General features: G+C 51.9%; 12 protein-coding genes. 9 read left to right on the plus strand and 3 right to left on the minus strand.

The window, feature by feature from the left end; genetic code table 11:
* Positions 1-198 precede the first annotated feature (198 nt).
* Both C3432_RS14190 and C3432_RS14195 read left to right on the plus strand, forming a co-directional pair.
* A complete protein-coding gene (locus C3432_RS14190; RefSeq protein ID WP_103777249.1) occupies positions 199-891 on the plus strand; it encodes a helix-turn-helix transcriptional regulator in 693 nt (230 codons plus the stop codon).
* A 41-nt stretch (positions 892-932) separates the two neighbouring features.
* Positions 933-1,112 (plus strand): hypothetical protein, encoded by a 180-nt coding sequence (locus C3432_RS14195; protein WP_103777250.1) that lies wholly within the window; start codon positions 933-935, stop codon positions 1,110-1,112.
* A gap of 78 nt (positions 1,113-1,190) precedes the next feature.
* Here C3432_RS14195 and rcnR read toward each other — a convergent pair whose 3' ends face one another.
* Positions 1,191-1,463 (minus strand): Ni(II)/Co(II)-binding transcriptional repressor RcnR, encoded by a 273-nt coding sequence (gene rcnR, locus C3432_RS14200; RefSeq protein ID WP_103777251.1) that lies wholly within the window; start codon positions 1,461-1,463, stop codon positions 1,191-1,193.
* Between the two features lie 120 nt (positions 1,464-1,583).
* On the opposite strand from rcnR, the gene C3432_RS14205 reads away from it, so the two are divergent.
* Positions 1,584-2,465, plus strand: coding sequence for a nickel/cobalt efflux protein RcnA (locus tag C3432_RS14205; protein ID WP_103777252.1), 882 nt, complete (start codon positions 1,584-1,586; stop codon positions 2,463-2,465).
* Positions 2,466-2,533: 68 nt separating this feature from the next.
* Here C3432_RS14205 and C3432_RS14210 read toward each other — a convergent pair whose 3' ends face one another.
* Together C3432_RS14210 and yjdI are read right to left on the minus strand one after the other, a co-directional pair.
* Entirely contained in the window at positions 2,534-2,806 is a 273-nt protein-coding gene (locus C3432_RS14210; RefSeq protein WP_103777253.1) for a GNAT family N-acetyltransferase, read from the minus strand.
* A gap of 11 nt (positions 2,807-2,817) precedes the next feature.
* Positions 2,818-3,048 carry a 4Fe-4S mono-cluster protein YjdI gene (gene yjdI, locus C3432_RS14215; RefSeq protein WP_103777254.1) on the minus strand — a complete coding sequence of 77 codons (231 nt, stop codon included), beginning with the start codon at positions 3,046-3,048 and terminating at the stop codon, positions 2,818-2,820.
* A 215-nt stretch (positions 3,049-3,263) separates the two neighbouring features.
* Here yjdI and C3432_RS14220 point away from each other — a divergent pair, with 215 nt between their 5' ends.
* The 6 genes from C3432_RS14220 to C3432_RS14250 all read left to right on the plus strand — a co-directional run bounded on the left by C3432_RS14220 (position 3,264) and on the right by C3432_RS14250 (position 11,525).
* Positions 3,264-3,887 (plus strand): DNA-binding protein, encoded by a 624-nt coding sequence (locus tag C3432_RS14220; protein ID WP_103777255.1) that lies wholly within the window; start codon positions 3,264-3,266, stop codon positions 3,885-3,887.
* Positions 3,888-4,138: 251 nt separating this feature from the next.
* Complete coding sequence (gene nfrB / locus C3432_RS14225) at positions 4,139-6,376, plus strand: cyclic di-3',5'-guanylate-activated glycosyltransferase NfrB (RefSeq protein WP_103777256.1); 2,238 nt, start codon at positions 4,139-4,141, stop codon at positions 6,374-6,376.
* A complete protein-coding gene (locus C3432_RS14230) occupies positions 6,363-9,344 on the plus strand; it encodes a phage receptor (protein WP_103777257.1) in 2,982 nt (993 codons plus the stop codon). The genes nfrB and C3432_RS14230 overlap by 14 nt, the downstream gene beginning before the upstream one ends.
* Positions 9,344-10,237 carry a DUF4434 family protein gene (locus tag C3432_RS14235; RefSeq protein ID WP_103777258.1) on the plus strand — a complete coding sequence of 298 codons (894 nt, stop codon included), beginning with the start codon at positions 9,344-9,346 and terminating at the stop codon, positions 10,235-10,237. Before C3432_RS14230 ends, C3432_RS14235 begins: the two co-directional genes overlap by 1 nt.
* A gap of 267 nt (positions 10,238-10,504) precedes the next feature.
* Positions 10,505-10,762: a YjhX family toxin gene (locus C3432_RS14245; protein ID WP_103777259.1), complete on the plus strand. Its 258-nt coding sequence runs from the start codon at positions 10,505-10,507 to the stop codon at positions 10,760-10,762.
* A gap of 16 nt (positions 10,763-10,778) precedes the next feature.
* The gene (locus C3432_RS14250) at positions 10,779-11,525 is read left to right on the plus strand and encodes an SAM-dependent methyltransferase (RefSeq protein WP_103777260.1); all 747 of its coding nucleotides are present in this window, start codon (positions 10,779-10,781) and stop codon (positions 11,523-11,525) included.
* Positions 11,526-12,344 lie beyond the last annotated feature (819 nt).

Raw genomic sequence — 12,344 nt, forward strand, 5'->3', positions numbered from 1 at the left:
TTCAATAGACCCATTACCCCCCAGGAATTAACGATAAAGAATGCCAGTTTATCCGCTAAAGAATACTGACATTCAGAATAGTATCAATTATTGAAATCGAGTGCTTTTATCTCTGACAAAGTGAAATTTTGTAGAGTATTGACATATTTTAAAACGGATGAAATTATGAAATTATCTACGGATAGGGAGGCTCTCATCATGGGGCTGGATGTCAAATTAAAAAGCCTTACATGCAGTAGTTGTTCTTTGCATTGTAAAATAATGCCAGAAAAATCACCGCGTTTACAATATTGTGCTAACGCCTGCTTTTGTATGTGGCCGGAAGAAAGTGTCTATTTTAATCGTGGAATTATTGATGGCATTTTAAATAATAACCACAATGCCAGATTACGCGGTTATATTTTTGTTGATTTTTCTATCAGCTTTTTACGTCTGTTTCTTGATAAAGAGTGGATTGACTATCTTGCCAGTACGCAAATGGGGATCATTCTGGTCAGCGACCGTAATATGCAATCTTTAGCAAACTTCTGGCGGAAAAATTATCCGACCATTTCAACCATCATTTATCATGACGACGGACTGGCAATCGCCAATGAGAAGATCCGCCAGGTATTTATTGGTCGGCATCTGTCGATCACGAAGGGCAATACGTTGACACAGATGGAGTTCACTGTCCTGGGCAATATAGTGGCAGGGAATAATCCACACCAGATCGCGCAAACGCTGAACATGGATATCCGCAGTGTCTATGCCTACAAGCAGAGAATCGAGAAAAGAATGGGAGGAAGAATCAATTCGCTGTTCATTCATTCCCATCCTGTCTCCAGTGATAAATCGGTGTATCCACTGCAGATGAAGGACGCTGACGGCACGCTTATGCCTTTGCAATGACGCGGTTAAAAAGCCGCTGCCGGACGGACAGGGGACGGTCAATGGGATATGACGAAGAAGAGACTCGTGTGCTGAGCGCAATCCTTCTGTCGCGCTTTACTCAACGCGATGGCAAGGCATTTTTTGCGCTGCCACAAACGCCGGAACACGTCGCGTTCCCACCTGCCGTTTGCCGCCAGTGCGAAGAGGCAATACAGAGACATTCCAGTGACAGACCCTGAAATGCATCAGCGGCTATAAATATGTTGAACGTTACGTTGCCGCGCGAAATCAGACTTCCGTTTGTGGTCACCGCGCGGCTATTTGATATAGGAATCCAGCACTTTCAGGATGACCTCTAAATCGTCCTCCCGCTTTGTTTCATCATTCTGATGCACAATATGTTCCGTCAGGTGCCCCTTAATCACTTCTCGCATAAGCCCATTCACCGCACCACGAATCGCCGCAATCTGTTGCAGAACGGCAGCACATTCATGAGGCTCATCAAGCATCTTCTTCAGAGCGACAACCTGCCCCTGAATCTTGCTGGTACGCGCTTTCAGCTTTTGCTTATCGCGGATTGTATGTGACATAGCTGCACCTCTTTAATATAAATCGTTGTGGATTATAGCATTACGCCTCTACTGGGGGGTAGTATTCAGTACTGGGGGGGAGTAGAATACGGCGAGTTAACACAACCAGGACGCATTATCATGGGTGACTTTTCGACTCTTCTTCAGCAAGGGAACGCCTGGTTCTTTATTCCCAGCGCCATCTTATTGGGCATATTGCACGGTCTTGAACCAGGACACTCAAAAACCATGATGGCGGCCTTTATCATCGCGATTAAAGGGACAATCCGGCAGGCCGTGATGCTGGGGTTAGCGGCAACGCTTTCCCATACTGCCGTCGTCTGGCTTATTGCGCTGGGCGGTATGTACATAAGCAAAGCATTTACGGCTGAATCCGTAGAGCCCTGGCTACAGCTGATTTCCGCTTTCATTATTTTAGGCACCGCATCATGGATGTTCTGGAAAACCTGGAAAGGGGAGCAGAACTGGCTGACAGAAATACACCACGATCGTCAGCACGGGCACCATCATCATGAACACGCTCACCACCATGATGATCATGGTCATCACCCTCATGAACATGATCACCCACACGATCGTTGCGGGTTAGTTCATCTGACGGAAGGGACGAAAGAGTATCAGGATGCCCACGAACGCGCACATGCCCACGACATCCAGCGTCGGTTTCACGGTAAAGAGGTCAGCAACGGACAGATTTTACTTTTTGGCCTGACGGGTGGATTGATCCCCTGCCCTGCGGCCATTACCGTGCTGCTCATTTGTATACAGCTAAAAGCAATAACCCTGGGCGCCACCATGGTGCTCTGCTTTAGCCTCGGCCTTGCCATCACGCTGGTGACGGTTGGAGTCGGCGCGGCAATCAGTATTCAGCAGGTTGCGAAGCGCTGGGACGGCTTCAACACGCTGGCAAGAAAAGCGCCTTATTTCTCCAGTTTGCTCATCGGCCTCGTCGGTTTGTACATGGGGATTCATGGTTACACAGGGATCATCCACACGCCGTAATAACCTCATCTGTCAGTACATACGGTTTTGCGAAAACAGGCACACGCCAGTTTACACCGACAATGCAGTCAGGCGCGGATATCGTCGTACTCACGTGTTTTATCGAATTCATGTTTTGCAAACGGACACAGTGGGATAATTTTACGCCCCTCACGACGCATTTTTTCCACCACTTTTGCCACCAGTTGCTTGCCCACTCCCTGCCCCTTCAGGCTGGCATCAACGTCGGTGTGCTCAATAATGCTCAAATGCTCTCCCGTCGGCACAAAAACGATTTCCGCCACCTGTTTTCCCGCTGCATCATTGACATAGAACTTGTTGTGACCTTCAAGTATTTCCATCATCCCCTCGCTTATTTATGACGATATTTCAGCGCACCGCTCGGGCAGGTATCAATCACCTTCACGACCGTTGCCGTATCCACTTCGTCCGGCGCAATCCAGGGTTTACGCTTCAGATTGAACAGCCGGGAACTCCCGCGCACACAGTTGCCGGAGTGCTGACAGATCTCAGTGTTAAAATAGACATCGATCTCCTCGCCGGTGTAAACCCGATAGCCCGCTTCCAGTAGCTTCTTATCCATAACATTGCCTTTATCATTTTTATGATTTCAAGAGTAAGCATAGCGCTGGAAAACCCCGGTGACCACGTCAGCCGGATACGCTGCCAGTAACCCGCCAGGCATCCCTGGCCAGTGTCGCTGACGCAGAGCTTTCGTGAACAGGCAGGCTTTCCGTTATCCTGCCGGGTTGTTAAAATACGCGATTGGTGCGAAATGCATACCACAAGGGAATTGAGATGACCCGGCGTATCGATTACCAGATTGAAAAATACCGCTTCACCGAGATCGACGAACCCCACCGTATCGCCAGCCAATGGAATGATGTGCTTGAGGAGTGTCAACGGGAACATGCCGGAGCGGAAGAGCGTCTGCGTATTGCGCTGCTGAACGTGGATTACGTGACCAGCTTTGAGCTTCCCTTTCGACTCATCCTCACGCGCACCCCGCAGCTGATTGATAAATTACGCACCAAATTACCGCTGAGCCAAAAAACGGTCACGGTGAATGGAAAAAGACGCGGACAGGTTTACAGCATCAATATCGATCTCAGTAACACACCTGACACATTTCGTTATCGGCTCTCGTCACGCATACGCCGGATCGACAACAGCACGGTAACCACCGCACCGTATCAGCAGATCGCCAGCCAGACTAAATTACCGCGAGAACGTCTGCGTCTGGCGCTGGAGGCGGGTTTACAGGTGAATGCGCTTGATGGCCTTTTCTGGTTCGGAATTCAACGGATAGCCGCCGATATTCAACGGCTCAGAACGTCGGGAATGACCATCCAGGCCGCCGATATTGAGGTCTTTGACAGTCTGACTAAAACACTCAGAACAACAACGACTTATTATCTCTAGTCGTTATTCCTGCAAACGGGATGACTCTCTCCTCAATATAACGCCTTCATCCCGGGTAATAACGGCATCAGCGCTTTCCGCGAGCCCCCCAGCAATAATCATTCATTATGATACATAACTGTTATATTAATGATGTATAAAATTATTTTTCTTGTGATTATTTTATTTCGTTATAAATGAGCTGTCAGAAACCATAAAACGCATTAATATATAAATTGCAATTATAATTACAGTTGATACAGGATAGCGGTGTGGAGTGGTTTCTGGATGTTTTTTCAACTTATCTTTATGGGTTAAAATTTATCGCTATTGCCCTCGCGATAATGATGTTAATCAGCGGGCTGGACGATCTTTTCATTGATATCGTTTACTGGCTGCGACGGCTAAAGCGCGGCATGAGCATTTATCGCCGCTATCCCAGAATGGATTACCACGAACTCTACAAACCCGATGAAAAGCCCTTAGCCATCATGGTCCCAGCCTGGAATGAAACCGGCGTTATTGGTCATATGGCTGAGCTGGCGGCAACCACGCTGGACTACGAAAACTACCATATTTTTGTTGGCACCTACCCTAACGATCCCGATACCCAGCGCGATGTGGATGAAGTCTGCGCCCGCTTTCCAAATGTGCATAAAGTCGTTTGCGCACGTCCCGGTCCCACCAGCAAAGCTGATTGCCTGAACAATATCCTGGATGCCATTACCCAATTTGAACGCAGCGCGAACTTCTCTTTCGCCGGTTTTATTTTACATGATGCCGAAGATGTCATTTCGCCAATGGAATTACGGCTGTTCAACTACCTCGTGGACCGTAAGGATTTAATTCAGATCCCTGTTTATCCTTTTGAACGCAAATGGACACACTTTACCAGTATGTCTTACATCGATGAGTTTTCGGAACTGCATGGTAAAGATGTTCCGGTACGAGAAGCCATCGCCGGACAGGTCCCCAGCGCCGGCGTCGGTACCTGTTTCAGCCGCCGCGCCGTTGCCGCACTGCTGGCCGACGGTGACGGTATTGCGTTCGACGTGCAGAGTCTTACCGAAGATTACGACATTGGCTTCCGTCTGAAAGAGAAAGGAATGACGGAGATTTTTGTACGCTTCCCGGTAGTGGAAGACTCGCAAGCCGGTGAACGACATAAATTCCTGCAACGCTCGCGTACCTCAAACGTTATCTGCGTGCGCGAATATTTTCCCGATACCTTTACGACTGCGGTCAGGCAGAAATCACGCTGGATTATCGGCATCGTTTTCCAGGGCTTCAAAACCCACAAATGGACCTCAAGCCCGACGTTAAACTATTTCCTCTGGCGAGATCGCAAAGGCGCAATCAGTAACTTCCTGAGCTTTCTGGCCATGTTCATCATGCTCCAGCTCTTGCTGCTGCTGATTTACCAAAACCTGTGGCCGGATGCCTGGCAATTCCTGTCAATCTTTACCGGCGGCCCGTGGCTGATAACGCTGCTATGGCTGAACTTTGGCCTGATGGCGAACCGCATCCTCCAGCGCGTGATTTTCGTGACCGGTTATTATGGTCTGGCGCAAGGATTGCTTTCCGTTTTGCGCCTGTTCTGGGGCAATCTGATCAACTTTATGGCGAACTGGCGCGCACTCAAGCAAGTCATTCAGCATGGCGATCCGCGCCGCGTCGCCTGGGATAAAACCACCCATGATTTCCCCAGCGTCACCGGAGAAAACCGTGCATTGCGTCCATTGGGCGAGCTGCTGGTTGAACATCAGGCGATTACCGAAGCCCAACTGGAACACGCACTAACCAACCGTATCCAGGGTTTGCGTCTCGGGGGATCAATGCTGATGCAGGGATTAATCAATGCAGAACAGCTGGCCAGGGCGCTGGCGGAACAAAACAACGTGCAATGGGAATCCGTTGACGCCTGGGATATACCGCAATCCTTGATCGCCGAAATGCCCGCCACCGTCGCACTGCATTACGCGGTCCTGCCATTGCGCATTGAAAACGGCGTCATGGTCGTGGGCAGCGAGGACGGTCTGGATCCTGTCTCCCTGGCCGCCTTATCCCGTAAGGTTGACCGCGCCGTCCGTTATGTGATTGTTCTGCGCGGCCAGGTCGTTGTCGGTTTACGCCACTGGTACGCACGCCGTCGTAGCGAGGACGACAGGCAAATGCTGGACAAAGCAGTACAGCGACACTGGATAAGCCCGCAGAGTGCAGAGCAGATCTGGCAGCAATTTGTCCCTCGTCAGTTCCTGTTTGCCGAAGTATTGAGGACGCTGGGTCATATCAACCGCTCGGCGATTAACGTTCTGTTGCTGCGTCACGAACGGAGCGAAAAACCGTTTGGTCAGTTTCTGGTTGAAGAAGGCGTCATCAGTCAGGAGACGCTGACGCGCGTACTGGAAATCCAGGAGACATTGCAGGTGTCATTGCAATCACTGTTAATGAACGCGGGACTCACCGCGGAGCAGATCGCAGAACTGGAGTCAGTCCATGAAGCAGAATAACGTCAATCGCCTCATCGGCCTGTCTGGTCTGTTTATTACCTCGCTTCTGAGTCACGCCGCGCTGGCGGAAACCGTCAGTAACGCGGCCAGCGGAACCAGCGCAGAAGCGCTGGGGCTAAGCGACTACCGTCACTTTGTCATTTATCCGCGTCTGGAAAAGGCACTGAAAGCGCAAAAGAATAATGATGAAAAAACGGCTATCCACGAACTGGAATATATTCACCAACAGGTGCCGGATAACGTTCCCCTGACGCTGTATCTGGCTGAGGCATATCGTCATTTTGGTCATAACGATCGCGCACAGCTGCTGCTGACGGAACAGCTCAAACGTAATCCCGGCGATGCCCGATTGCAGCAGAGTCTGGACGCCATCCCCGTGAAGGTGAAACCGGTCAATACCGTGGCAGAACTGCTCGCACAGCAGAAAGCCTGCGAGGCTTCACCGTCAGCACGCTGCCGGAGCGAAGTCGGACAAAATGCGCTCCGTCTTGAGCAGTTACCCATTGCCAGGCAACAGCTGGACGACCACACGTTCGCCGCGACGCCGCAGGGGAAAGCGCTACGCAACGATCTGCTGCAGCGGGCAATCTACCTTAAACAGTGGTCGCTGGCAGAGGAGCTGTTCAGCCAGTCGCGAGACACGCTCAGCGTCACTGAACGCCAGCAGTGGTTTGACGTGCTAATGGCCGGGCATCTGGACGACAGAATGCAGGCGCTGCAATCACAAGGGATCTTCAATACGCCGGATAACCGTATCGCGTTCGCAACGGCGCTGGCGGCACGCGGCGACGCGGCACGCTTGCAGTCGTATCTGCAAAGCGCGCCTCCTGCGTTTCAGACCCCCGAACAAGAAAAAAGCTGGCTGTATCTGCTATCGCGCTACAGCGCGCAACCGAAACAGGCGCTGGCTGGCTACTCCGCTCAGTTTGCTGAAAACCGTCAGTATCTGGCGGGGACAACGTTACCGGCAATGATCAAGGCCGGAGATTACGCCAGCGCGCAAAAAATACTGAACCAGCTTCCGGCTGATGAGATGACGGATGAGCGCTATGCGATCGCTCTGGCGACACAAAATCACCCGGAGATATTGCGTCTGGCACGTCAGAGCTATGCCCGAAACCCTGCCGACCTGACACGGCTGGATCAACTTTCGTGGCAACTGATGCAGGCCGGTCAGTCCCGCGAAGCGACCCATTTACTGTTACAACGTTATCCTTTTCACGGGGATGCACAGACCGCACGCACGCTGATGGTCCGCCTTTCCGGTTTGCTGAATGCGCATCCTGACTGGGCGACCCCCACGCAAATCGCCCGCCTGTCGCAGCCGCTCTCTTCCGCAGACCTGCGTCAGCTGCAAAGTCAGCTCCCGGGCCTGGCGGCGAATTGTCAGACGATACGCAACCTGCTCGGCGATATGTCAGCCTCCTACGATGCCGCCGCCTGGAGCAGGCTGGCCCAGTGCTTGCGCGACGATGTGCCCGGAATGGCGCTTTATGACTTCCAACAGGCTGAAACCCGCAAGCCTGATGTCTGGCATCACCGGGCCGTCGCTTATCAGGCGTTTCAGGTACAGGATTATGCCACCGCTCTGCAAGCCTGGAAAAAACTCGCCACCCGCGAGATGAGCAATGACGATCTGATTGCCGCGACGAATACCGCCCAGGCGGCAGGCGATAGCGAAACGCGCGATCGCTGGCTTGAAGAAGCACAAAAACGTGGGCTGGATAACAGCGCGCAGTACTGGTGGCTGCATGCTCAGCGTTATCTGCCGGAACAGCCGGCGCTGGCGCTCGAGGATTTAACCCGCGCCATCACCCTCCAACCGTCCGCAAATGCCTATGCTGCCCGCGCCGCGGTATATCGACAGCTGAAGCAGACGCCTGCCGCCATCCGCGATCTGCGCAGTGCCCTGGCGTTAGAACCTGATAACAGCGCCACGCAGGCGGCGCTCGGCTACGCACTCTGGGACGCTGGCGATAATGCGCAGTCGCGGGAAATGCTGGAAAAAGCACATAAGGCGCAGCCTGACGATCCGGCGATCGTTAAACAGCTCGCCTACGTCAACCAGCGACTGAACGACGTCCCGCGTACGCAAGAATATGCCCGCCAGGTTATTGATGATATTGAGAATCTGGAGCAGGTGGACACACTCACGCCCGAACAAAAACAGCAGCACTTTAACTTCCGTCGTCTGCACGAAGACGTGGCGCGCCGCTGGAGCGTTAATTTTGACACCTCCGTTGGGCTACGTTCAGGGGCGATGAATTCAGCCAACAACAACGTGGGCGGTTCTGCTCCGGGTAAAAGTTATCGCAGCTATGGTCAGCTTGAAGCGGAATATCGCCTTGGGCGCAATATGCTGCTGGATGGCGATCTGCTGTCGGTATACAGCCGCATATTTGGCGATACGGGTGAAAGTGGCGTCGTAATGCCGGTGAAAAATCCCATGTCAGGCACCGGTCTTCGCTGGAAGCCGCTGCGTGATTATGTCGCTTTCCTGGCCATTGAGCAGCAGTTTCCACTGGATCGTCACCGCGGCGAAGCGGATACCATGCTGCGAGCGAGCGCCTCGTTCTTCAACAGCGGAAAATATAGCGATGAGTGGCACCCTGATGGTCAGGGGTGGTTTGCGCAAAACCTCTACCTGGATGCGGCGCAGTATGTCCGCCAGGATATCCAGGCCTGGACGGCTGATTATCGCGTAAGCTGGCACCAAAAAGTGGCGCACGGCCAAACGGTCGAACCCTACGCGCACGTTCAGGAGAACGGCTATCGCGACAAAGCGACGCAAGGGGCACAGATTGGCGGCGTCGGCGTGCGCTGGAATATCTGGAGCGGAGAGACGCATTACGACGCCTGGCCGCACAAAGTCAGCCTCGGCGTGGAATATCAGCGCACTTTCAACACCATTAATCAAAGTAGCGGGGATCGCAACAACGCGTTTCTCACCATTGGAGTTCACTGGTAATGGGCAAGTTCTTTTCCATTTTGCTGGCGCTTCTGCTTGTCAGCCCCTTCTCCTTCGCCATGAACGGTATCTTCTGGCAACCGCAGACGCGTGACAACGCGGTGAGTGACGCGGCCTGGCAGTCGTTGATGAACCAGCTACATCAGCAAGGTTTTGATACGCTGATCCTACAGTGGACCCGCTACGGCGATGCGTTTACCCAGGAGAGTGAGCGCGCAGCGCTGGTTAAGCGCGCCGCAGCCGCGCAGCAGGCGGGCCTGAAGCTGATTGTCGGACTCAACGCCGATCCTGATTTCTTCGAGCGGCAGAAACAACCGGCTACAGCGCTGGAAAATTACCTGAGCCGTTTGCGAGTGAAAGATGTTCAGCAGGCCAGATACTGGGCGGCGGCGGCGGGTATTCACCCCGATGGCTGGTATATCAGCGCCGAAATTGACGATCTGAACTGGCGTGAAACAGGCGTTCGTGAACAAATGCTGAAATGGCTTGGGGATACGCGCAAGCTGCTTGATGGTATTGCCAGTAAGCCCGTCTATATCAGTAGTTTTTTCGCAGGCAACATGTCACCTGACGGTTATCGCCAGCTCGTCTCGCAGATGCATGAACAAGGCGTGAACGTCTGGGTTCAGGATGGCAGCGGCGTCGGCAAATTAAGCGCCGCACAGCGTGACCTGTACCTGAACGCAACCACCGGATGTCAGTCGTCAACGCCTGCCAGCGGCATCGTCTACGAACTGTTTATGGCGGGCAGCGGTCAGACATTTGTTGCCAAACCAAAGACCTCCGCAGAGATAGCCTCGCTGCTGCGCGCGCGCTCCTCCTGTGGCAAAGACCGGGTCTACTTCTCACTGCGCTACCTGCCTGCGGCGCAGGGCGTGCTGGAACATCATTGATGTCTGAGGCCAGCACCCGCTGGCCTGCTCCTCCGGAGATCACATTTCTGACCACTGATAATATCCCTGAACTTCAGGTGTGTTATCATATTCTGCGTAAATACTTTTCATCTCATACCGAGGCTTTGATGCTGGAGAATGTCATCATCTGATAATCAGCTTGCCGACCTTATTGGGCCGGACTGGTTATCAATGCACTTAAACTTTACGCGAACACCGGCTGGTGTTGGCTCGTTTTTGCATATGATGATTAACAGGTTTTCCAGTATGAATTTATCCCGTCAGGAACAGCGTACCTTACACGTTCTCGCCAAAGGTGGACGCATTGCGCACGTCCGCGACGCCTCAGGTCGCGTCACCGCCGTCGAATGTTACAGCCGCGAAGGGTTGCTGCTTAGCGACTGCACCCTTGCCGTCTTCAAAAAACTTAAAACCAAAAAACTGATTAAATCCGTTAATGGGCAACCGTACCGTATCAACACGACCGGACTAAACAATGTCCGCGCCCAAACAGACAATCGCTGAGAAAAGGAGCTCAACTATGGACATCCCACGTATTTTTACCATCAGCGAAAGCGCTCACCGCATCCATAACCCGTTTACAGCGGAGAAATATGCCACCCTGGGTAAAGCGTTACGCATGACGCCGGGCACGAGGATACTTGACCTGGGCAGCGGATCCGGCGAAATGCTCTGCACCTGGGCTCGCGATTATGGCATCAGAGGAACCGGCGTAGACATGAGCGCATTGTTCAGTGCTCAGGCCAGACAACGCGCAGAGGAACCAGGCATCGCAGAGCAAGTTAACTTCATCCATCGCGACGCCGCAGGTTTTGTCGCAGATGAAAAATGCGATATCGCCGCCTGCATTGGCGCTACCTGGATCGGCGGAGGGGTCGCCGGAACGCTCACGCTTCTGCGCGAAAGTCTGAAGCCTGGCGGAATACTTCTCATCGGTGAACCCTGGTGGCGGCACGTTCCCGCCAGCGAGGAGATTGCCAGAGCATGTGGCGCAAACGCTATCTCCGATTTCCTCACGCTACCGAAGCTCGTTTCTTTATTCAGCGAGCTTGATTATGACGTGGTGGAGATGGTTTTAGCCGATCGGGAAGGCTGGGACAGGTATGAAGCGGCGAAATGGCTGACAATGCGCCGGTGGCTGGAGGAGAATCCGGAGGACGAGTTTGCAGCAGAAGTTCGGGCGCAGCTGACTCTCTCCCCGGAGCGTCATGTGACCTACACGCGTGAATACCTTGGCTGGGGTGTCTTTGCACTTATGCCGCGCTGATCCCGTCTTATTAAACGGCAGAGATCTCGTTTCTGTCTGAAGATAAAGGCCGCATTCAATGATGCGGCCTTTATCACTGGGGCCAATTGCATATTAAAATTAATTTGCCAATCATATTAGTTTCCCGCGTTATCATTGTTCACATGGCACGTTTTGCCTGTTGCAGGCTATTTTCAAAAACAGCGATAAAAAGATTTTATGTCGATTTTTTCACTTAAGGTAAATATATCGACTTATCACGGCGCATTCAAAAAAACACCTGAAAACGTCTGTTCACCACAGCATCTGCTGCAATAAATTTTTAATTAAAATAGTATGTTACCACCATCCTGCTATAGTCTTGCGCGGATAACAGGCTGACTGAATATGCCATTAACCAGTAAAATAGCCTCATAACATTCCTGGGATAGTTCCATTAATAAGAATATTCCTAATTAATAAAATAACAAATCCACTCTTTAAATATAACACTGTGCTTATTATCACTATTCTCCAGAGGATTTTTACAGTATGGTTTAATCTTTGTTGTAGTCTCACTGTGAATGCTATCGAAGCGGCCATTTTGTTCTTTGCACACACTGAGGGAACTCACGCAATATTCGCCTTCCCTTCGAGACAGACGTTTTCTTTCATTGTGGAATGAACGACCATCGATTAAGGTCAACGCATTTCTGCACTATTGGTTTGGTTATATCAACCAGACGGACTTCTGAATTCATCATCAAGAGGAACAGGAATGAACAGAACGTTGAAACCACCTGGAAAATCATATTTTATCAATCAGATACATCGCAAGACGCATAAGACGAGTCGCTATTG

The sequence above is a fragment of the Citrobacter amalonaticus genome (assembly GCF_002918555.1).
GTDB lineage: Bacteria > Pseudomonadota > Gammaproteobacteria > Enterobacterales > Enterobacteriaceae > Citrobacter_C > Citrobacter_C amalonaticus_A.